This window comes from Mesorhizobium sp. M0816 (assembly GCF_040320005.1).
GTDB lineage: Bacteria > Pseudomonadota > Alphaproteobacteria > Rhizobiales > Rhizobiaceae > Mesorhizobium.
Genome location: NZ_JAMYOT010000004.1, coordinates 246,889 through 266,501, shown reverse-complemented (window position 1 = coordinate 266,501; position 19,613 = coordinate 246,889). Strand labels below are relative to the sequence as shown.

32 protein-coding genes are annotated in these 19,613 nt (G+C 62.0%); all 32 read right to left on the bottom strand.

The window, feature by feature from the left end:
• Positions 1-43: 43 nt before the first annotated feature.
• Positions 44-382, bottom strand: a complete 339-nt coding sequence (locus tag NKI17_RS08120; RefSeq protein ID WP_254817158.1) for a DUF190 domain-containing protein — start codon at positions 380-382, stop codon at positions 44-46.
• Positions 379-879, bottom strand: coding sequence for a fluoride efflux transporter CrcB (gene crcB / locus NKI17_RS08115; protein ID WP_502894448.1), 501 nt, complete (start codon positions 877-879; stop codon positions 379-381). The genes NKI17_RS08120 and crcB (NKI17_RS08115) overlap by 4 nt, the downstream gene beginning before the upstream one ends.
• Positions 876-1,262, bottom strand: a complete 387-nt coding sequence (crcB, locus tag NKI17_RS08110; protein WP_352593858.1) for a fluoride efflux transporter CrcB — start codon at positions 1,260-1,262, stop codon at positions 876-878. The genes crcB (NKI17_RS08115) and crcB (NKI17_RS08110) overlap by 4 nt, the downstream gene beginning before the upstream one ends.
• Before the next feature lie 31 nt (positions 1,263-1,293).
• The gene (locus tag NKI17_RS08105) at positions 1,294-2,124 is read right to left on the bottom strand and encodes an aspartyl/asparaginyl beta-hydroxylase domain-containing protein (protein WP_352905634.1); all 831 of its coding nucleotides are present in this window, start codon (positions 2,122-2,124) and stop codon (positions 1,294-1,296) included.
• Between the two features lie 136 nt (positions 2,125-2,260).
• Positions 2,261-3,571, bottom strand: a complete 1,311-nt coding sequence (locus NKI17_RS08100; RefSeq protein ID WP_352593856.1) for a replication-associated recombination protein A — start codon at positions 3,569-3,571, stop codon at positions 2,261-2,263.
• A gap of 43 nt (positions 3,572-3,614) precedes the next feature.
• A complete protein-coding gene (locus NKI17_RS08095; protein WP_352593855.1) occupies positions 3,615-5,102 on the bottom strand; it encodes a DegQ family serine endoprotease in 1,488 nt (495 codons plus the stop codon).
• Between the two features lie 193 nt (positions 5,103-5,295).
• Positions 5,296-5,727, bottom strand: coding sequence for a 50S ribosomal protein L17 (rplQ, locus tag NKI17_RS08090; protein WP_023675127.1), 432 nt, complete (start codon positions 5,725-5,727; stop codon positions 5,296-5,298).
• Positions 5,728-5,843: 116 nt separating this feature from the next.
• Positions 5,844-6,854 carry a DNA-directed RNA polymerase subunit alpha gene (locus tag NKI17_RS08085; RefSeq protein WP_023675128.1) on the bottom strand — a complete coding sequence of 337 codons (1,011 nt, stop codon included), beginning with the start codon at positions 6,852-6,854 and terminating at the stop codon, positions 5,844-5,846.
• 104 nt (positions 6,855-6,958) lie between these two features.
• Positions 6,959-7,348 (bottom strand): 30S ribosomal protein S11, encoded by a 390-nt coding sequence (gene rpsK / locus NKI17_RS08080; protein WP_006205444.1) that lies wholly within the window; start codon positions 7,346-7,348, stop codon positions 6,959-6,961.
• 139 nt (positions 7,349-7,487) lie between these two features.
• Positions 7,488-7,856 (bottom strand): 30S ribosomal protein S13, encoded by a 369-nt coding sequence (gene rpsM, locus NKI17_RS08075; RefSeq protein WP_006205445.1) that lies wholly within the window; start codon positions 7,854-7,856, stop codon positions 7,488-7,490.
• Between the two features lie 198 nt (positions 7,857-8,054).
• Positions 8,055-8,666: an adenylate kinase gene (locus NKI17_RS08070; protein ID WP_352572486.1), complete on the bottom strand. Its 612-nt coding sequence runs from the start codon at positions 8,664-8,666 to the stop codon at positions 8,055-8,057.
• A complete protein-coding gene (gene secY, locus NKI17_RS08065) occupies positions 8,663-10,003 on the bottom strand; it encodes a preprotein translocase subunit SecY (RefSeq protein WP_023675130.1) in 1,341 nt (446 codons plus the stop codon). Before secY ends, NKI17_RS08070 begins: the two co-directional genes overlap by 4 nt.
• Positions 10,004-10,194: 191 nt before the next feature.
• Positions 10,195-10,668, bottom strand: a complete 474-nt coding sequence (gene rplO, locus NKI17_RS08060) for a 50S ribosomal protein L15 (RefSeq protein ID WP_352572484.1) — start codon at positions 10,666-10,668, stop codon at positions 10,195-10,197.
• 22 nt (positions 10,669-10,690) lie between these two features.
• Complete coding sequence (gene rpmD / locus NKI17_RS08055) at positions 10,691-10,888, bottom strand: 50S ribosomal protein L30 (protein ID WP_006205449.1); 198 nt, start codon at positions 10,886-10,888, stop codon at positions 10,691-10,693.
• Between the two features lie 24 nt (positions 10,889-10,912).
• On the bottom strand, positions 10,913-11,476 hold the full coding sequence (rpsE, locus tag NKI17_RS08050) for a 30S ribosomal protein S5 (protein ID WP_006333394.1): 564 nt from the start codon (positions 11,474-11,476) through the stop codon (positions 10,913-10,915).
• A 155-nt stretch (positions 11,477-11,631) separates the two neighbouring features.
• Positions 11,632-11,991 carry a 50S ribosomal protein L18 gene (gene rplR / locus NKI17_RS08045; protein WP_023675132.1) on the bottom strand — a complete coding sequence of 120 codons (360 nt, stop codon included), beginning with the start codon at positions 11,989-11,991 and terminating at the stop codon, positions 11,632-11,634.
• A gap of 84 nt (positions 11,992-12,075) precedes the next feature.
• Complete coding sequence (gene rplF / locus NKI17_RS08040) at positions 12,076-12,609, bottom strand: 50S ribosomal protein L6 (protein ID WP_352572482.1); 534 nt, start codon at positions 12,607-12,609, stop codon at positions 12,076-12,078.
• 89 nt (positions 12,610-12,698) lie between these two features.
• Positions 12,699-13,097: a 30S ribosomal protein S8 gene (gene rpsH, locus NKI17_RS08035; RefSeq protein ID WP_006205453.1), complete on the bottom strand. Its 399-nt coding sequence runs from the start codon at positions 13,095-13,097 to the stop codon at positions 12,699-12,701.
• Between the two features lie 12 nt (positions 13,098-13,109).
• Positions 13,110-13,415, bottom strand: coding sequence for a 30S ribosomal protein S14 (rpsN, locus tag NKI17_RS08030; RefSeq protein ID WP_023675134.1), 306 nt, complete (start codon positions 13,413-13,415; stop codon positions 13,110-13,112).
• A gap of 26 nt (positions 13,416-13,441) precedes the next feature.
• Positions 13,442-14,020 (bottom strand): 50S ribosomal protein L5, encoded by a 579-nt coding sequence (gene rplE, locus NKI17_RS08025; RefSeq protein WP_008875670.1) that lies wholly within the window; start codon positions 14,018-14,020, stop codon positions 13,442-13,444.
• Positions 14,013-14,327: a 50S ribosomal protein L24 gene (gene rplX / locus NKI17_RS08020; RefSeq protein ID WP_254817150.1), complete on the bottom strand. Its 315-nt coding sequence runs from the start codon at positions 14,325-14,327 to the stop codon at positions 14,013-14,015. The genes rplE and rplX overlap by 8 nt, the downstream gene beginning before the upstream one ends.
• A gap of 12 nt (positions 14,328-14,339) precedes the next feature.
• The gene (rplN, locus tag NKI17_RS08015; protein ID WP_006205457.1) at positions 14,340-14,708 is read right to left on the bottom strand and encodes a 50S ribosomal protein L14; all 369 of its coding nucleotides are present in this window, start codon (positions 14,706-14,708) and stop codon (positions 14,340-14,342) included.
• 82 nt (positions 14,709-14,790) lie between these two features.
• Entirely contained in the window at positions 14,791-15,030 is a 240-nt protein-coding gene (rpsQ, locus tag NKI17_RS08010) for a 30S ribosomal protein S17 (RefSeq protein WP_023675136.1), read from the bottom strand.
• A gap of 11 nt (positions 15,031-15,041) precedes the next feature.
• Positions 15,042-15,242 (bottom strand): 50S ribosomal protein L29, encoded by a 201-nt coding sequence (gene rpmC, locus NKI17_RS08005; RefSeq protein ID WP_006205459.1) that lies wholly within the window; start codon positions 15,240-15,242, stop codon positions 15,042-15,044.
• 13 nt (positions 15,243-15,255) lie between these two features.
• The gene (gene rplP / locus NKI17_RS08000; RefSeq protein WP_006205460.1) at positions 15,256-15,669 is read right to left on the bottom strand and encodes a 50S ribosomal protein L16; all 414 of its coding nucleotides are present in this window, start codon (positions 15,667-15,669) and stop codon (positions 15,256-15,258) included.
• A gap of 27 nt (positions 15,670-15,696) precedes the next feature.
• The gene (gene rpsC, locus NKI17_RS07995) at positions 15,697-16,422 is read right to left on the bottom strand and encodes a 30S ribosomal protein S3 (protein ID WP_023675137.1); all 726 of its coding nucleotides are present in this window, start codon (positions 16,420-16,422) and stop codon (positions 15,697-15,699) included.
• Positions 16,422-16,811 (bottom strand): 50S ribosomal protein L22, encoded by a 390-nt coding sequence (gene rplV / locus NKI17_RS07990; protein WP_006205462.1) that lies wholly within the window; start codon positions 16,809-16,811, stop codon positions 16,422-16,424. The genes rpsC and rplV overlap by 1 nt, the downstream gene beginning before the upstream one ends.
• A 2-nt stretch (positions 16,812-16,813) precedes the next feature.
• Positions 16,814-17,092, bottom strand: a complete 279-nt coding sequence (gene rpsS / locus NKI17_RS07985) for a 30S ribosomal protein S19 (protein WP_006205463.1) — start codon at positions 17,090-17,092, stop codon at positions 16,814-16,816.
• 16 nt (positions 17,093-17,108) lie between these two features.
• Positions 17,109-17,942 (bottom strand): 50S ribosomal protein L2, encoded by an 834-nt coding sequence (rplB, locus tag NKI17_RS07980; protein WP_023675138.1) that lies wholly within the window; start codon positions 17,940-17,942, stop codon positions 17,109-17,111.
• Between the two features lie 22 nt (positions 17,943-17,964).
• A complete protein-coding gene (locus NKI17_RS07975; protein ID WP_023675139.1) occupies positions 17,965-18,258 on the bottom strand; it encodes a 50S ribosomal protein L23 in 294 nt (97 codons plus the stop codon).
• On the bottom strand, positions 18,255-18,875 hold the full coding sequence (gene rplD, locus NKI17_RS07970) for a 50S ribosomal protein L4 (RefSeq protein WP_023675140.1): 621 nt from the start codon (positions 18,873-18,875) through the stop codon (positions 18,255-18,257). The genes NKI17_RS07975 and rplD overlap by 4 nt, the downstream gene beginning before the upstream one ends.
• A complete protein-coding gene (gene rplC, locus NKI17_RS07965) occupies positions 18,875-19,603 on the bottom strand; it encodes a 50S ribosomal protein L3 (RefSeq protein ID WP_023675141.1) in 729 nt (242 codons plus the stop codon). Before rplC ends, rplD begins: the two co-directional genes overlap by 1 nt.
• Positions 19,604-19,613: the final 10 nt, after the last annotated feature.

The following is a 19,613-nucleotide window of genomic DNA, read 5'->3' as shown; positions in this document are numbered from 1 at the left end:
CAGGCATGCAACGGCATTCGCCGGTACCCGCAATCTCACTCGGTTATTCGTTGTCGGTTCCATATTGCAGAACCTGAACTTTCTCCAGCGTAATCAAACCACTTGTCATGATTGTTTCAAGCACGGGCAGGAAAGCGGCCAATTTTTCCTCGTCATCGACGATCTCGATGACGAGTGGCAGATCCTCCGATAGGCGGAGGATCTTCGTGGTGTGAAGCCGGCTGGAATGGCCGAACCCCATCGCGCCGCGCAGGACGGTCGCGCCGGCGATCTGCATTTCGCGGGCCCTCAGCACGATAACCTCATACAGCGGACGGCCATCTGCCTTGTCGTTTTCGCCGATAAATATGCGCAGCAATTGTGCCTGTGTTGGTATCTTCATTGCCTGGACCCTCTCAGCCGGTTGAGCCGAACTGCAAAGATGTGGCCAAGCCAGACGGCGGCAAGCCAGGCCACCACGGAGATCGCGATATTGAGTCCCGCCGCCACAAGCCTCCCGCCTTGCGCGAGGGTGAGTGTTTCAAGGCTGAAAGCGGAGAAGGTCGTCAGGCTGCCGCAGAAGCCGGCCATGAAGAATTGACGTTGCAGCGGACCGGCGAAGACGCGACCATCCGGTCCCGTCAATGTCGCGTAGAAGCCGATGAGGAACGAGCCAACAATGTTGACGAGGAGCGTGCCGAAGGGAAATCCAGCGCCCCACAGGGCAGTGCTCGTCGATGAGGCAAGCGCCCGCAACACACCGCCGATCATGCTGCCTGCGGCTACGGTCGCATAGAGCCGAACCGTTTCGTTGGTTCTGCGACGGCCAATGAGGCGCGCCGTATGCCCTGCCGCGGCAGTGTCCGTCCCGTCGTGGCGGAGCTTCCGCGGGCCGCTCACGGCGCCCCGCCGCCAATCAGAAGACTTCCCGCAGCAAAGCCTAGCGTCACGCCGCCGAGGCTCAGAAAAACCGAAAGCAGCACATTTCCGCCGGCGCGCCGCCATTCGCCCTCGCGCGCCAGCGCCAGCGTCTGCAGGCTGAAGGAAGAAACCGTGGTGTAGCAGCCGAGGCCGCCGGTAACGGTAAAGGCCCAGATGGCGGGCATGCCGTCGCGCGCCACCGCATGCGCAACGACACCGATTGCAAACGCTCCCGAGACGTTGACGGCCATAGTGCCCCAGGGAAAGGTCTCGCCGACCCGGCGGGCGACGAAGCCGGACAGGAAGAAGCGGGCCATTGCACCGATCGCGCCACCAAGGCAGACAAGCAACAGATGATACATCGTGCTCCCTCGCGCCGGTCACACCACGGTGTCAGGCGGCTCCGGCCTTCTTCGGCTTGCTGGAGCCGATCATCTTCCAGTTCTTGTAGAACATGGCATTGATGCGCTCGACGCTGACCGAAACGATGGCGAGAAGAGCGGCGATCAGGCCGGGGAATGGCGATGGCCGGATGATGTCCATGAACACGCAGTAGCGGCGCCCATCATATTCGTTGACCGAGCGGTGCAGCAGCGTGTCGTCGAAAATATAGAGCGGATTGTCGTGCCAGTAGTTCCTGGCGTTGTTGCACTCGACGAAAACCTCGGCCTTCACCGGGAGAAGATTGTAGAGAATGCGCAGGCTGAGCCGCAGCGGTCCGAAATGCCAGGAGGTCGATTCCTTGCCCCTGAACACCGACACGGCGATGGTCTTGATATATTTGAAATCCTTGTTGAATTCGGCGACGTTGTCGATCTTGTGCTTGCCGTACCACTGGTAGACATACATGCCGCGCCGGCCGCTGCCGAAATTGGCGTCGATATCGGCGATGATCTCGTCCTTGCGCGCCTTGAAGACGTCGAGAACCTCGTTGACCTCACGCTGATAGTCCGGAGGAAACTGGTCCAGTTTCCAGACACCGCGGTTTCTGTAGCACAGCAGATCGACCAGCAGATTGAAGGGCGAAAGCAGCCAGGTGAAGATGCCGTTGCCGAGGAAATAACCACTGAACAGGGCCCAGTTCTTGTTGTCGTTGCGCAACACGTCGATCAAGCCGAGGACAATGAAAATTGTCGTCAGGATGGGAATGAAATAGAAGCCGAGCGCCAGCATCGGGATCGCTATGGCGAACTTCCGGAGGGTCTTGCGAGTTTTTTTTGTCATTTTTCCACGCGCCAGGCGCGATTCCGTTCTGAATATCGTCGGTACGTTTCTGGCCTGTCCGCCGGCCGAAGGCGCATCTTGATAGGGTTTTTTATCCCGCCAGACAACGGCGATCACACCAGTGTGCGACTGGCAGCTACTTTTCCCGCTCGCTGCGCAGCTTCGCCCAATAATCCAGCCGCTTCCTGATATCGCGCTCGAAGCCGCGCTCGGGCGGGTTGTAGAATGTCTGCCTTCCCATCTTCTCCGGAAAATAGTCCTGGCCGGAAAAAGCGTCGGGCTCGTCGTGGTCGTACCGATAGCCGGCGCCGTAATCTTCCTGTTTCATCAGCTTGGTCGGCGCATTGAGAATGTGCTTGGGCGGCAGCAGCGAACCGAATTCCTTCGCCGCCTGTGTGGCGGCCTTGAACGCGGTATAAACTGCATTGGATTTCGGCGCGGTGGCGAGATAGACGGTCGCCTCGGCGAAGGCCAGTTCGCCCTCGGGCGAGCCCAGATAGTCATAGGCGTCCTTGGCGGCGTTAGCGACGACGAGCGCCTGCGGGTCGGCCAGCCCGATATCCTCCATCGCCATGCGCACCAACCGGCGCCCGAGATAAAGCGGATCTTCGCCGGCGTCGAACATGCGGGCGAGATAGTAGAGTGCCGCATCGGGGTCGGAGCCGCGCACCGATTTGTGCAAGGCGGAGATCAAATTGTAGTGGCCGTCCTGTCCCTTGTCGTAGATCGGCGCGCGGCGCTGGACGATACGCTGCAGGGCTTCGGCGCCGAACACCTCCTTTGATTTCGCTGCGCGCCAGACCTCTTCGGCGAGCGTCAATGCCGCGCGGCCGTCGCCATCGCTCATGCGGATGAGCATCGCCCGCGCGTCTTCATCGAGCGGCAGCGCCCTGCCCTCTGCCTCCTCGGCCCGCGCCAGCAGCTTGGCGATACTGTCCTCGCCAAGCGAGTGGAAGACCAGCACACGCGCGCGCGACAACAGCGCGGCGTTAAGCTCGAAGGACGGGTTCTCGGTGGTGGCGCCGACCAGCACGACGGTGCCGTCTTCCATCACGGGCAGAAAACTGTCCTGCTGGGTGCGGTTGAAGCGATGGATCTCGTCAACGAACAGCAGTGTCTGGCGGCCGTTGGAGCGGCGCAGCTTCGCTGCCTCGAACACTTTCTTCAGGTCGGCAACGCCGGAAAACACCGCCGAGATCTGTTCGAAGGCGAGGCTTGTCTCGCCGGCAAGCAGCCGTGCGACCGTGGTCTTGCCGGTGCCGGGCGGGCCCCAGAAGATCATCGAGCCGAGCGAGCCGGAGCCGATCAGCCGCGTCAGCGCGCCGTCGGATCCGGTCAGATGCTCCTGGCCGACGACCTCGCCGAGGTTCTTCGGGCGCAGACGGTCCGCCAGCGGCCTGCCGGGCGGCGTCTTTTCCGGTTCATCGACACTGAACAGATCGGCCATGCAACTTCTTCTGCCTGGAGCCCGATCATGCTGACGTTCGGGCTCAGTAACGCAACACCTGGCGCAGTATCTGCCCGCCGCGCTCGACGGTAAAGCGCCACCAGCGCGTATCCTGCTGGGCTACCTGTTCCAGGGTCGCCGCCTTGTCGATCGTCAGGCCATTGACCTCACGCACGATGTCGCCTGGCTGGAAGCCAAAATCGGCAGCAGGCGAATCGCGGTTGATGTCGACCACGGTGACGCCTTTGACATCGGTGCGCAGACCGAGCCGTTGGGCAAGCCGTGGCGACAGTTCAGCAACCTTGGCACCGGAAAACGGGCTGCGGCCGCGCAATGTGAGTTCCGCAGCTTTGGCGCCCTCAGGCGGCCGTTCCAGCGCGATGTCCATCGTCACCTGCTGACCCTTGCTCAGAACGCCGAAGCTGGCATTCGTACCAATCGAGAGCGTCGCCATCCGGTAGTCCAGCGCCCCGACGCTCTCGACCGGCTTGCCGTTGAGCGACAGCACCACGTCGCCCGGCTTGAGCCCTGCCTTGGCGGCGGGTCCCGCCTCTTCGACCGAAGAAACCAGCGCACCGGTCGGTTTGTCGATGCCAAGCGATTCGGCAATCTGCGGCGTCACCGCCTCGAACTCGGCACCGGCATACGGCCGCTCGAAGAAGTCGAGCCCGGCCTTAGCCGCGTCGGCGAAGGCGCGAACCATGTTCGAAGGGATGGCAAAGCCGATGCCGATCGAGCCGCCGCTACGGCTATAGATCGCCGTGTTGATGCCGATCAGCTGCCCTCCCATGTTGACCAGCGCGCCACCGGAATTGCCGGGGTTGATGGCGGCGTCGGTCTGGATGAAGAAGCTGGAATCGGAGACGCCGATATGGCTGCGCGCCACCGCCGAAATGATGCCGCTGGTGGTGGTCTGGCCGACACCGAACGGATTGCCGATCGCCAGCACCAGATCGCCGACCTCGAGCGCGTCGGAATCGCCGATGGCGATCACCGGGAACGGCTTGTCAGAAGAAATCTTGAGCACGGCGAGGTCAAGCGTCTCATCCTTGAGCAGCACCTTGCTGTCGAATTCGCGCCCGTCGGCGGTCGCGACCTTGACCTGGTCAGCGTCCTTGACGACGTGGAAATTGGTGACCACGACACCGGTCGGATCGACCAGCACCCCCGAACCGAGCGAAGACTGCGCGCGCGGCTGCGAGCGGCCGAAGAACTCCTCGAAGAACGGATCGCCGTCGAAGGGCGACGTCACCTTGGCGGTCTGCGAAGCGTAGACATTGACCACGGCCGGCGCCGTCTGCTTGACCAGCGGCGCGAAGGACAGTTGCACCTCCTCGCGGCCGAACGGCACGCGCTTGTCGGGGCCTGAAGTGGCGTTTTCGCCTTCGACGCCATGCAGCAGATCGGTTAGCACGTCGGACAGACCGGGATCTGGCTTGGCCTCCTCCGCCAGCGCGTGCCTGGCCGCCGGCACGACGGCCAACGCCATCAAGGCGCAGATCAGAACAATGGACAGCCGTTTAACGCGCATTCCGAATCCTCCAAGTCGGGCGCCATTGTCCTGACGATTGTGCAAAATGAAAGGCTAAGCCGCTGAAATCGGATTATTTTGGGTAGTCGCCGCAAAAACCGGTGACAAAACCCCTACCAGCCCTGCCCGGTACCTTCGGAAACAGAAAAAGGGGCCCGGAGGCCCCTTTTGAACTTCTCAGAAAAACCAAGCCTTATGCGGCTGCGGCTTCCTCTTCGGTGCCTTCGGCCTCGATGCGGGCGCGATCGCCGGCGCCCTTGGCCGAGGTGTCGCGGTCGACGAACTCGATGACCGCCATTGCCGCGTTATCACCGTGGCGGAAGCCGGCCTTCATGATGCGCAGATAGCCGCCGTTGCGGGTGGCATAACGTGGCGCGATGGTATCGAACAGGCGCTTGACGACGCCTTCATTGCCGATCTGGGCAATAACCTGGCGGCGGGCGTGCAGGTCGCCGCGCTTGCCGAGCGTCACCAGCTTCTCGACGATCGGACGCAAATCCTTCGCCTTCGGCAGCGTGGTGAGGATCTGCTCGTGCTCGATAAGCGACACGGCAAGGTTGGCAAACATCGACTTGCGATGGCTTATGCTGCGGGCGAACCGGCGGCCCTTAAATCCGTGGCGCATGGCTCTTCTCCTTCATTGCGGTTTCAAGAGGCCTGAGCCCCAGTTGGTTAGCCGCATGATCTTGTCCGAAAAGTCTGCAACTTTTTGCTGCGCTGACCTTCGGTTCGGGATCATGCTCAATATTGGTCTTCGTAACGCTTGGCGAGGTCTTCGATGTTTTCCGGCGGCCAGTCCGGCACTTCCATGCCGAGATGCAGGCCCATCGCCGCCAGGACTTCCTTGATCTCGTTCAGCGACTTGCGGCCGAAGTTCGGGGTGCGCAGCATCTCGGCTTCGGTCTTCTGGATCAGGTCGCCGATATAGACGATGTTGTCGTTCTTCAGGCAGTTGGCCGAACGCACCGAAAGCTCGAGCTCGTCGACCTTCTTGAGCAGCGCCGGGTTGAAGGCAAGCTCGGTAACCTGTTCGGCGGCGACTTCCTTCTGCGGCTCGTCGAAATTGACGAACAGGCCGAGCTGGTCCTGCAGGATGCGAGCGGCGAAGGCCACCGCGTCCTCGCCCGAAATCGAACCGTCGGTCTCGATGGTCATGGTCAGCTTGTCATAGTCGAGAACCTGGCCCTCGCGGGTGTTCTCGACCTTGTAGGAGACCTTCTTGACCGGCGAATACAGGCTGTCGACGGGGATCAGCCCGATCGGCGCGTCCTCGGCGCGGTTACGGTCGGCCGGGACATAGCCCTTGCCGGTATCGACGGTGAATTCCATGCGGATTTCAGCGCCCTCGTCCAGCGTGCAGATGACGTGGTCGGGATTGAGGATCTCGACGTCGCCGACCGTCTGGATGTCGCCGGCGAGAACCGCGCCCGGTCCCTGCTTGCGGACGACCATGCGCTTGGGGCCGTCGCCTTCCATGCGGATGGCGATTTCCTTGATGTTCAAAACGATGTCGGTCACGTCCTCGCGGACGCCGGCGATGGACGAGAATTCATGCAGAACGCCGTCGATCTGCACGGCGGTTACAGCCGCGCCACGCAGCGAAGACAGAAGCACGCGGCGCAGCGCGTTGCCGAGGGTGAGGCCGAAGCCGCGCTCGAGCGGCTCGGCGACCAGCGTGGTCAGCGTCTTCTTCTTCGACGAGAACTCGATCTTGTTCGGCTTGATCAGTTCTTGCCAATTTTTCTGGATCATAGTGCTTTCCTTCCGTTGTCCCGCCACCATCCAATCGTGGCGGGCGACCTGGAATGCCGTGGAGGAGCGCCCTTGAGGCGCTCGCGCGGCGTTCGGTAAATTCTTTAGACGCGGCGCTTCTTGCGCGGGCGGCAGCCATTGTGCGGGATCGGCGTCACATCACGGATCGAGGTGATGGTGAAGCCGGCAGCCTGCAGCGCGCGCAGCGCCGATTCACGACCGGAGCCGGGTCCACAGACCTCGACCTCGAGCATGCGCATGCCGTGTTCCTGGGCCTTCTTGGCAACATCTTCTGCGGCCATCTGGGCAGCGAACGGGGTCGACTTGCGCGATCCCTTGAAGCCCTGGGCTCCGGCCGACGACCAGGCAATCGAGTTACCCTGCGCGTCGGTGATGGTGATCATCGTGTTGTTGAAGGTCGAATTGACGTGGGCAACGCCCGACGAGATGTTCTTGCGTTCGCGACGGCGAACACGAGCGGCTTCCTTGGCCATGATGGTCCTTTCAGTTGATCTCTACACCGCCGTAATGCCAGCGGCTCCACCAGGGAGAAGGCAGTAGGGGAATATGGCAGTAGGGCAGTATGTCTGCCGTTCCTATTGCCTTACTGCCCTACTCCCTTACTGCCCTAAATTACTTCTTCTTTCCGGCAATCGACTTAGCCGGGCCCTTGCGGGTGCGCGCATTGGTATGCGTGCGCTGACCACGAACCGGCAGCGAGCGGCGGTGACGCAGGCCGCGGTAGCAGCCGAGGTCCATGAGTCGCTTGATGTTCATCGACACTTCGCGGCGCAGATCGCCCTCGACCTGGTAGTCGCGGTCGATGGTCTCGCGGATCTGCAGCACTTCCGCGTCGGTCAGCTGGTTGACGCGGCGCTCGGCCGGGATGCCGACCTTGTCGACGATCTCCTGGGCGAACTTCTTGCCAATGCCGTGAATGTATTGAAGCGCGATGACGACGCGCTTGTTGGTCGGAATATTGACGCCGGCTATACGAGCCATGTTCTTCTCTTCTCCATATAGGCCGGACGAGCCGGCGCTTCAAGTTGCCCCGCGTCCGGTGGAGGCCGGCCCTTGCGGGAGTTTCCAGTTCAAAGCGGCCTGCCTTGCCCTTGCGGACAAGCAAGCCTCATGCCTGATAGGAAGACGGGCCGCCATACCCCAGCGGACCGCTCCAGTCAAGCGCAATCATTCGATTCTCTAGCCGGCCGCCTGGCCGACTGTCCGGGTCGTCGCCCTGAGCACCGCCTCGATCTGCTGCGTCACCGCATCGATGTCGGCCATGCCATCGACGCCCCTGAGTTTGCCCTTGGCGTAGTAGTAGCCGATCAGCGGCGAGGTTTTCTTGTAATATTCCCTCAAGCGTTCCTCGAACACCGCTGGGCTGTCGTCCTTGCGCACCGGCAGGCCTGCGGCCTTGGCGTCTTCGGCGCGCTTGACGATTCGGCCAACCAGCGCCTTGTCATCGACGACAAATTCGATGACAGCGTCTAGCTCCAGTCCGCGATCCGACAGCATTTCCTCAACGGCGTCCGCTTGCACCAGAGTTCGGGGATACCCGTCAAGGATGAAGCCGTTTGCGCAATCAGCTTGATCGATGCGCTCGGCCACGATGGCGTTGACGATAGCGTCGGACACCAGTTCGCCAGCGTCCATCACCGCCTTGGCGCGCTTGCCGACTTCGGTGCCAGCCTGGACAGCAGCACGCAGCATGTCCCCCGTGGAAAGCTGTGGGATGCCGTGTCGTTCTACCAGTCTTAGTGCTTGTGTCCCCTTGCCCGCCCCCGGCGGTCCAAGCAATATCAACCTCATCTGGCCTTTTTCCCCCCGCGCAGCTTCGACTTCTTGATCAGGCCCTCATACTGGTGCGCGATCAGGTGACCCTGAATCTGCGCCACCGTATCGAGCGTTACACTGACCACGATCAGGAGCGAAGTGCCACCAAGGTAGAACGGTACGCCAGTCGCTGAAATCAGGAACTCGGGCAGCAGGCACACCAGCACCAGATAAATGGCGCCGACGACGGTGATGCGGGTGAGCACATAGTCAATATAGTCCGCAGTGCGCTCGCCCGGACGATAGCCCGGGATGAAGCCCGAATGCTTCTTGAGCTGGTCGGCGGTGTCCTTCGGATTGAAGACGATCGCCGTATAGAAGAAGGCGAAGAACACGATCATCGCCGCGTAGAAGGCCATATAGAGCGGCTGGCCGTGGCCGAGCGCCGCCAGGATGGTGCTGGCCCATGCAGGCATATTGGTGGTCTGCGAGAAGCCGGCAACCGTTGCCGGAAGCAGCAGCAGCGACGAGGCGAAGATCGGCGGAATGACGCCGGAGGTGTTAAGCTTCAGCGGCAGATGCGAGGTATCGCCCTGGAACATGCGATTGCCGACCTGGCGCTTGGGATACTGGATCAGCAGGCGGCGCTGGGCGCGCTCGAAGAAGACGATCAGCGCGATGACGATGATGGCCAGCACGATGATCGCCAGGATCAGGCCGGTCGACAAGGCGCCGGTGCGGCCAAGCTCCAGCGTGCCGGAGATGGCGCGCGGCAGGCCGGCGACGATGCCGGAGAAGATGATCAGCGAAATGCCGTTGCCGATGCCGCGAGCAGTGATCTGCTCGCCAAGCCACATCAGGAACATGGTGCCGCCGACCAGCGTGACGACGGTAGAGATGCGGAAGAACATGCCGGGATCGTTGACGATGCCGTTGCCGCCCTCAAGCCCGACCGAAATGCCGTACGCCTGAACCAGCGCCAGAAGCACGGTGCCGTAGCGCGTGTACTGGTTGATGATCTTGCGGCCCTGCTCGCCTTCCTTCTTCAGCGCTTCCAGCGACGGAATGACCGAGGTCATCAGCTGCATGATGATGGAGGCCGAGATATAGGGCATGATGCCGAGGGCAAAGATCGCCATGCGCTGCACGGCGCCGCCGGCGAACATGTTGAACATGCCGAGCACGCCCTTGCTCTGCGACGAGAAGGCCTGGGCGAAAGCGTCGGGATTGATGCCGGGCAGCGGGATATAGGTGCCAAGGCGGTAGACGAGCAGCGCGCCGATGGTGAACCAGATGCGCTTCTTCAGATCCTCGGCTTTGGCGAAGGCCGAAAAATTCAGATTCGAGGCTAGTTGTTCAGCAGCCGAAGCCATGCCTGATTCTCCGCTTGGTCACGCTCGATGCCCGCAGCTCAGGCGGCGCGTGTCACCGAAGCTCACGAGATAAGCTCCGGACTGCAAACATGCAAGCGGCCGCGTTGATGCGGCCGCCACATCTGTCAGATCAAAGCACGACCGCAGGCAAAACCGAATTCCACCTTTGCCGGCCGTGCTTCAAATTGCCGTTACTCGGCGGCTGCCTTCTCAGGCAGCTTCACCGAGCCGCCGGCCTTTTCGATCTTCTCGATCGCGGCCTTGGAGGCTCCGGCCACTTCGAAGGCAAGCTTGGCCTTGATGTCGCCGTCTGAAAGGATGCGCACGCCGTCCTTGACGCGACGGATGACACCTGCCGCAACCAGCGCCTCGGCTGTTACAACTGTCTTAGCGTCGAGCTTCTTGGCATCGAGCGCCGCCTGGATGCGGGCCAGCGACACGACGGTGAAGCTCTTGGCGAAGATATTGTTGAAGCCGCGCTTCGGCAGGCGGCGGTAGAGCGGCATCTGGCCACCCTCGAAGCCGTTGACGGCGACGCCGGAGCGCGCCTTCTGGCCCTTGACGCCGCGACCGGCGGTCTTGCCCGAACCGGAACCGATGCCACGGCCGAGACGCTTCTTGGAGTGCGTCGCGCCGTCCTTGTCACGCAGATCATTGAGTTTCATCTGGGTTCTCCTGCGCTCTGGCTCAGCCCTCGTCCACGACGCGGACGAGATGCTGGACGGCAGCGATCATGCCGCGCACCGAGGGCGTATCCTCCAGCGTGCGCTGCTTGTGCATCTTGTTGAGGCCGAGGCCGACCAGCGTTGCGCGCTGCTCCTTCGGCCGGCGGATCGGCGAACCGATCTGCTCGACGGTGATGGTCTTGGTTGCTTTCTTGGCCATGGTCAGATCCCTGGTCAGCGTCGACTATTCTTCAGCCGCAACGGCGGTGCCGCGGCGGGCCTGAAGGGTCGAATACTTGATGCCGCGCGCGGCAGCCACATCCTTCGGATGCATCTGGCTCTTCAGCGCGTCGAAAGTGGCGCGAACCATGTTGTAGGGGTTCGAAGAACCCATCGACTTGGCGACCACGTCATGCATGCCGAGCGTCTCGAAAACGGCGCGCATCGGGCCGCCGGCGATGATGCCGGTACCTTGCTTGGCGGCGCGCAGCAGAACGCGTCCCGCGCCCCAGCGTCCCTCGACGTCGTGGTGCAGCGTGCGGCCTGAGCGCAGCGGCACGAAGATCATGTCGCGCTTGGCCGATTCGGTCGCCTTGCGGATCGCCTCCGGCACTTCGCGCGCCTTGCCGTGGCCGAAGCCGACGCGGCCCTTCTGGTCGCCGACGACGACAAGTGCCGCAAAGCCGAAGCGCCGGCCGCCCTTGACGACTTTGGCGACACGGTTGATGTGGACGAGCTTGTCGACCATGCCGTCGTCGCGCTCTTCGCGATCACGGCCGCGGCCGCCATCCCTACGTTCCTGTGCCATATCCTGTTCCTTGTTTTTTTCCGGAAGCACGGTTGATGATGATATCCGGCACCTCTGCGGGTCGCCGGGGGCGAACACTCTTTTTTCCTTCGCATGATCTTATCCGAAAAGTCTGCAACTTTTTGCTGCGCTGACCTTCGGTTCGGGATCATGCTCTAGAAGCTCAGACCACCTTCACGGGCAGCCTCGGCCAGCGCCTTGACGCGGCCGTGGTAGATATAGGCGCCGCGGTCGAAGACGACTTCCTTGACGCCGGCCTTCGAGGCGCGTTCGGCGATCAGCTTTCCGATGGCAGCTGCAGCCGCGGTGTCGGCGCCGGTCTTGAGCGAGCCCTTGAGCTCCTTCTCGAGCGTCGAAGCAGCCGCGATGGTGTGGCCCTTGGCGTCGTCGATCACCTGGACATAGATGTTCTTCGACGTGCGATGGACCGACAAGCGCGGACGATCGCCGGCAACCTTCTTGATCTGGCGGCGGACGCGCTGGGCGCGGCGTTGGGTGGATTCTTTCGAGCCCATGATATCAGTTCCTTGCCTTCAAAAACGGGGGCAACCATATGCGGTAGGACGAGCCTCCCGCGACCGCTCCCCGCGGCGTTAAAATTACTTCTTCTTGCCTTCCTTGCGGACGATCTTCTCGCCAGCATAGCGAACGCCCTTGCCCTTGTAGGGCTCGGGGCTACGATACTCGCGGATCTCGGCGGCGACCTGGCCGACCTGCTGCTTGTCGATGCCGGTCACCGTGATTTCCGTCGGCTTCGGCACCGAGATCGTCACGCCCTGCGGCGTCTCGTAGACGACGTCATGGCTGAAGCCGAGCGCCAGCTGCAGGTTCTTGCCTTGCATGGCGGCACGATAGCCGACGCCGGTGATCTCGAGCTTCTTTTCGAAGCCGGCCTTGACGCCCTGCAGGATGTTGACGATCTGCGTGCGTGACATGCCCCACTTGGAACGGGCAGTCTTGGTCTGGTCGCGCGGCTGGACAGCGATCTCGCTGCCTTCCATCTTGACCAGCACTTCGTCGTTCACCACGAACTTCAGCTCGCCCTTCGGACCCTTCGCCGTCACGGTCTGGCCGTTGACGGTCGCGGTCACGCCCTGCGGCAGCGAAACGGGTTTCTTTCCAATACGAGACATTTTGTTGTCCTCGTCACTTCTCTTGTTTCAGGTCTCGGCTTTCGGGACTAGATCCCGAAAGCCTGTTTCCAACCGGGTCACATACCAGATCAGAAGATCTGGCAGAGGATTTCCCCGCCGACATTCTGTTCACGCGCTTCGTGGTCGGCCATCACGCCCTTCGGCGTCGAAAGGATGGCGATGCCGAGGCCGTTGGCGACGTGCGGTATCGATTTGGCCGAAACGTAGACGCGGCGGCCGGGCTTCGAGACCCGAGCGATTTCGCGCACCACCGGCGCACCATCGAAATACTTCAGCTCGATCTCGATTTCGGACTTGCCGTTGTCGAAGTCGGTCTGGCTGTAGTCGCGGATATAGCCTTCCGCCTTCAGCACGTCGAGGACGCGGGTACGCAGGCGCGAGGCCGGCGTCGAAACGCTCGACTTCTTGCGGCCATACGCGTTGCGGATGCGGGTCAGCATATCGCCGAGAGGATCGCTCAATGACATGTTATGTCCTCCTTACCAGCTCGACTTGACCAGGCCCGGGATCTGGCCGTTATTGCCGAGATCACGAAGCGCGATACGCGATACTTTGAGCTTGCGATAATAGGCACGCGGACGTCCGGTGACTTCGCAGCGGTTGCGGATGCGGGTCTTGGCCGAGTTGCGCGGCAGCGCCGAAAGCTTCAGCTGGGCGCGGAAGCGCTCTTCCATCGGCTTGGACTGATCCATGATGATCGCCTTGAGCACCTTGCGCTTGGCAGCGAACTGGTCCGCAAGCTTGCGGCGCCTGTTGTTCTTCTCGACTGAGCTGGTCTTTGCCATTTCAGATTTTCCTTTTCTCGCTGCCGTTACTGGCGGAAGGGGAAGTTGAAGGCCTTGAGCAATGCCCTGGCTTCGTCGTCCGTCTTCGCAGTCGTACAAACGATGACGTCCATGCCCCAGATCTGATCAACCTTGTCGTAGTTGATCTCCGGAAACACGATGTGTTCCTTGATGCCCATGGCATAGTTGCCACGGCCATCGAAGCTCTTCGGATTAAGTCCGCGAAAGTCGCGGACGCGCGGCAGTGCGATGTTCACGAGGCGGTCGAGGAACTCGTACATGCGTTCCTTGCGTAGCGTGACCTTGGCGCCGATCGGCATCTTCTCGCGGACCTTGAAGCCGGCGATCGAGTTGCGAGCGCGGGTGACAACGGCCTTCTGGCCGGCGATCATCGCAAGGTCTTCCGCCGCGATCGAAGGCTTCTTCGAATCGCCAGTCGCCTCGCCGACGCCCATGTTCAGCACGATCTTGTCGATGCGCGGAACCTGCATCTCGTTCTCGTAGCCGAACTGCTCCTGCAGCGCCTTGCGGATGGTCTCGTTGTAGACCTGCTTGAGGCGCGGCGTGTTCTGGGCAGTTGCCTGCTTGGTTTGAGCCTTAGCCATTGATGACTTCTCCCGAGCGCTTGGCGACGCGCACCTTCTTGCCGTCCTTCTGGAAGATGAAGCCGACGCGGGTCGGCTTGCCATCCTTGGGGTCGGCCAGCGCGATGTTCGACAGCTGGATCGGCGCTTCCTTGGTGATGATCCCGCCCTCTTGGGACTGGGACTGCTTCTGGTGACGACGGATCAGGTTGACGCCGCGCACCAGCGCGGTGTCATCCTTCGGCTGTACCGAAAGGACTTCGCCCGAACGGCCTTTGTCCTTGCCGGCCAGCACGACGACCTTGTCGCCTTTTCTAATCTTTTGCATTGGTCCGGCTCCTTACAGCACTTCAGGCGCGAGCGAGATGATCTTCATGTGGTTCTTGGCGCGGAGTTCGCGCGGAACCGGTCCGAAGATACGCGTGCCGATCGGCTCTTTCTTGTTGTCGACGAGAACGGCTGCGTTCTTGTCGAAACGGATCACGCTGCCGTCCGGGCGGCGGATGTCCTTGGCCGTGCGAACCACGACCGCCTTCATCACATCGCCCTTCTTGACGCGGCCGCGCGGGATGGCTTCCTTGATCGACACCACGATGATGTCGCCCACGGAAGCGTATTTCCGCTTCGAGCCGCCCAGCACCTTGATGCACATGACACGACGAGCGCCGGAATTATCCGCGACGTCGAGGTTTGTTTGCATCTGAATCATGACTGGCCGCCTTCTTCTTTTCTAACGGGACGGGTCTCTCACCCCTCCCCGGTCTGTCCAAAATTCGTTTCGTTGGCCCTGATCAGGCCTGGTCCGAAGACACCACGACCCAGCGCTTGTCCTTGGAAATCGGCTTCGATTCCTGGATGAACACCTGATCGCCGACCTTGTGGGCGTTGTTCTCGTCGTGCGCCTTGTACTTCTTGGTCATGCGCACGGTCTTCTTCATCACGGGATGCGTGAAGCGCCGTTCGACCTTGACGACAACCGTCTTCTCGTTCTTGTCGCTGACGACGGTGCCCTGCAGAATGCGCTTTGGCATGGTTTTCGTCCTTAAGCCTTCTTGGCCGCGGACTTTTCCGCAGCGATGGTCTTGATACGCGCAATGTCCTTGCGGACCTGCCTCACGCGGGCGGTCTTCTCAAGCTGGCCGGTGGCCTTCTGGAAGCGCAGGTTGAACTGCTCCTTCTTCAGGCTGGCCAGGTCGTCGGTCAGCTGGTCCTGGGTCTTGGTCCGGATGTCTTCGGCTTTCATGATCAGCCCGTCCTTATTCTGCGATGCGCTGTACGAAGCGCGTCCTGACCGAGAGCTTGGCCGCGCCGAGACGCAGCGCCTCACGGGCGGTTTCCTCGTTGACGCCGTCGATCTCGAACATGATGCGGCCCGGCTTGACGCGTGCCGCCCAGTAGTCGACCGCGCCCTTGCCCTTACCCATACGGACTTCGGTCGGCTTCGACGTCACCGGCACGTCCGGGAAGATACGGATCCACACGCGGCCGGCACGCTTCATCTCGCGGGTGATCGCGCGGCGAGCCGCCTCGATCTCACGCGCGGTGACGCGGTTCGGCTCAAGCGCCTTCAGCCCGAAACCACCGAAATCCAGGTTGGTGCCGCCCTTGGCGGTACCGTGGATGCGGCCCTTGAACTGCTTGCGGAACTTTGTGCGCTTTGGCTGCAGCATCGTTCTAACTCCAAATTCCTAAATGTCTTACGCGTTTTCGCGACGGCGACCGCGTTCGCGCTCACCACCACCGCCATGCGCATGATCGCCCTCGGTGGCGCGGCGCTCCGAAGCCATCGGGTCGTGCTCGAGGATCTCGCCCTTGAACACCCAGACCTTGACGCCGCAGATGCCGTAGGCCGTATTCGCCTCGGCCGTGCCGTAGTCGACGTCGGCACGCAGCGTATGCAGCGGCACGCGGCCTTCACGATACCATTCCATGCGCGCGATCTCGGCGCCGCCGAGACGGCCGGCGCAGTTGATGCGGATGCCTTCGGCACCGAGGCGCATCGCCGACTGCACGGCACGCTTCATGGCGCGGCGGAACGCGATGCGGCGCTCGAGCTGCTGGGCGATCGACTGGGCGACCAAGGTCGCGTCGATCTCCGGCTTGCGCACTTCGACGATGTTCAGATGCGTCTCGGACTTGGTCATCTCCATCAGCTTCTTGCGAAGCTTCTCGATGTCGGCGCCCTTCTTGCCGATGATCAGGCCCGGACGCGCCGCATGGATGGTGACGCGGCACTTCTTGTGCGGACGCTCGATCACGACCTTCGAGATCGCAGCCTGCTTGAGTTCCTTCTCAAGATATTTGCGGATCTTGATGTCCTCGTGCAGCAGTTTGCCGTACTCGCCGGTGTTCGCGAACCAGCGCGAATCCCAGGTGCGGTTGATGCCGAGACGCAGACCGATCGGATTGACTTTCTGGCCCATTATGCGGCCTCCCCTTTTTCTTCGACTTCACGAACGACGATCGTGAGGTGCGAGAACGGCTTCTCGATACGGCTGGCGCGACCACGGCCACGGGCATGGAACCGCTTCATGACGATCGACTTGCCGACATAGGCTTCCGCCACGATCAGCGCATCGACGTCGAGGTCGTGGTTGTTTTCCGCGTTGGCGATCGCCGATTCCAGCGTCTTCTTGACCGTGCCGGAAATCCGCTTGGCCGAGAATTCGAGGTCGGAAAGCGCTGTCGCGACCTTCTTGCCGCGGATCAACGCGGCAACCAGGTTCAGCTTCTGCGGGCTGATACGGATCGTGCGCAACACGGCGCGCGCTTCGTTGTCAGCAAGCCTGCGCGGAGCTTTGGCCTTGCCCATGATTATTTCCTCTTCGCCTTCTTATCCGCGCCGTGACCGTAATAGGTCCGGGTCGGAGCGAATTCACCGAACTTGTGACCGACCATGTCCTCGTTCACCGAGACGGGAACGTGCTTCTGGCCGTTGTAGACACCGAAGGTGAAGCCGACGAACTGCGGCAGGATGGTGGAGCGACGGCTCCACATCTTGATCACCTCATTGCGACCACCTTCACGAACCTTGTCCACCTTCTTCAGAAGGTAGCCGTCGATGAAGGGGCCTTTCCAAATCGAACGAGTCACTTGGCGTTACCTCTTCTTAGCTCTTGCGCTGATGGCGCGAGCGCAGGATGAACTTGTCGGTCGCCTTGTTGGACCGCGTCTTCTTGCCCTTGGTCGGCTTGCCCCAGGGCGAAACCGGATGGCGGCCACCCGAGGTGCGGCCTTCGCCGCCGCCATGTGGATGGTCGACCGGGTTCATGGTCACGCCGCGATTGTGCGGACGTTTGCCGCGCCACACGGTGCGGCCTGCCTTGCCGTCATTGATGTTGCCGTGGTCCGGGTTAGACACGGCGCCGACAGTGGCCATGCAGGAGCCGTGGACGACACGCTGCTCGCCCGAATTGAGGCGCAGGATCGCCATGCCCTGGTCGCGGCCGACGAGCTGGCCATAACCGCCGGCCGAACGGGCGACCTGAGCGCCCTTGCCGGGCTTCAGCTCGATATTGTGGACGATCGTGCCGACCGGCATCGAAGCCAGCGGCATCGCGTTGCCCGGCTTCACGTCGACCGATTCACCGGCCACGATCTTGTCGCCGGGAGCCAGACGCTGCGGGGCGATGATGTAGGACAGCTCGCCATCGTCATACTTGATCAGCGCGATGAAGGCGGTGCGGTTCGGATCGTACTCGATACGCTCGACCGTGCCGACGACGTCGAACTTGCGGCGCTTGAAGTCGATGATACGGTAGGTGCGCTTGTGACCGCCGCCGATGAAGCGGGCCGTGATGCGGCCGTAATTGTTGCGGCCGCCCGACTTGGTCAGGCCTTCGGTCAGGCCCTTGACGGGCTTGCCCTTGTAGAGGCCCGAGCGGTCGACGATGACCAGCTGACGGGTGCTCGGCGTTACCGGGTTGAATTTTTTCAGTGCCATTGTTCTGTCCTCGCGACCTTGCTCAGAGACCCGTCGCGACGTCGATCGACTGGCCTTCGGCCAGCGTCACAACCGCCTTCTTGACGTCGCTCTGGCGGCCGATCGTGCCGCGGAAGCGCTTGATCTTGCCCTTGCGGACAAGCGTGTTCACGGCCATCACCTTGACGCCGAACAGCGCTTCGACGGCGGCCTTGATTTCCGGCTTCGACGCCTTCTTGGCGACATTGAAGACGACCTGGTTCTGCTCGGAAGCCATGGTCGACTTTTCGGTGATCGCCGGCGAGACGATCACGTCGTAATGACGAAGGTCGGTCATTTGAAGCGCTCCTCGAGAGCCTCGACGGCGGCCTTGGAAAGGACCAGCGTGCCGCGGCGCAGAATGTCGTAGACGTTGATGCCCTGGATGGGCAGCACGTCGATGTTCGGGATGTTGGTCGCCGCCAGCTTGAAATTCTTGTCAAGCTCGGCGCCGCCGATCACCAGGGCGTTGCTCAGGCCCAGCGTCGCGAAATTCGCGATCAGCGCCTTGGTCTTGGCCTCGGTCAGCTTCAGCTCGTCGATGATGATGATCGACGCGCTCTTGGCCTTGGCCGAAAGCGCATGCTTGAGGCCGAGTGCACGCACCTTCTTCGGCAGATCGTGCTCGTGGCTGCGAACGACCGGGCCATGGGCCTTGCCGCCGCCGCGGAACTGCGGAGCGCGAGCCGAATGGTGACGGGCGCGGCCGGTACCCTTCTGCTTGTACATCTTGGCGCCGGTGCGGGCGATTTCCGCGCGACCCTTGGCCTTGTGGGTGCCCTGCTGCTTCTTGGCAAGCTGCCAGCGCACGACGCGCTGCAGGATGTCCTCGCGCGGATCGAGGCCGAAAATCTCTTCGGAGAGCTTCAGCTTGCCGGCGTCCTTGCCGCCAAGCGTTGTAATCTTGAGGTCCATTATTCCGCTCCCTCTGTGGCCGGCGCCTCGTTCGTGGCGGCACCGTCAGTCGCAACGGCGCGGATCGCGGCGGGCTTCGGCGCATTGGCCGGAAGCGCCACCTTGGCCGCGTCGCGGACCAGGATCCATGCACCCTTCGAACCCGGGACCGCACCGCGGATCAGGATCAGGCCGCGATCGGCGTCGGTCGAGACGACCTCGACATTCTGCGTGGTGACGCGGGTGTCGCCCATGTGGCCGGCCATATGCTTGCCCTTGAACACCTTGCCCGGATCCTGGCGCTGGCCGGTCGAGCCGTGTGTACGGTGCGACACCGAGTTGCCGTGCGTCGCGCGGCCGCCACCCATGTGGTGCCGCTTGATGACGCCCTGGAAACCCTTGCCGATCGTGGTTCCCGTCACATCGACCTTCTGGCCGACGACGAAGTGCTCGACGGTGATCTCGGCGCCAACATCGATCATGTTGTCGGCGGAGACGCGGAACTCGGCAACCTTGGCCTTGGGCTCGACGGAAGCGGTCGCGAAATGGCCGCGCATCGCCTTCGACGTGTTCTTCACCTTGGCAAGGCCAACGCCGAGCTGGACGGCGGTATAGCCGTTCTTCTCCTGCGTGCGCTGCGCCACGACCTGGCAGTTCTCCATCTGGAGAACAGTGACGGGAACATGTTCCCCGGCATCGTTGTAGATGCGGGTCATTCCCACCTTCTTTGCAATCACACCTGAACGCATCGGTTCAATT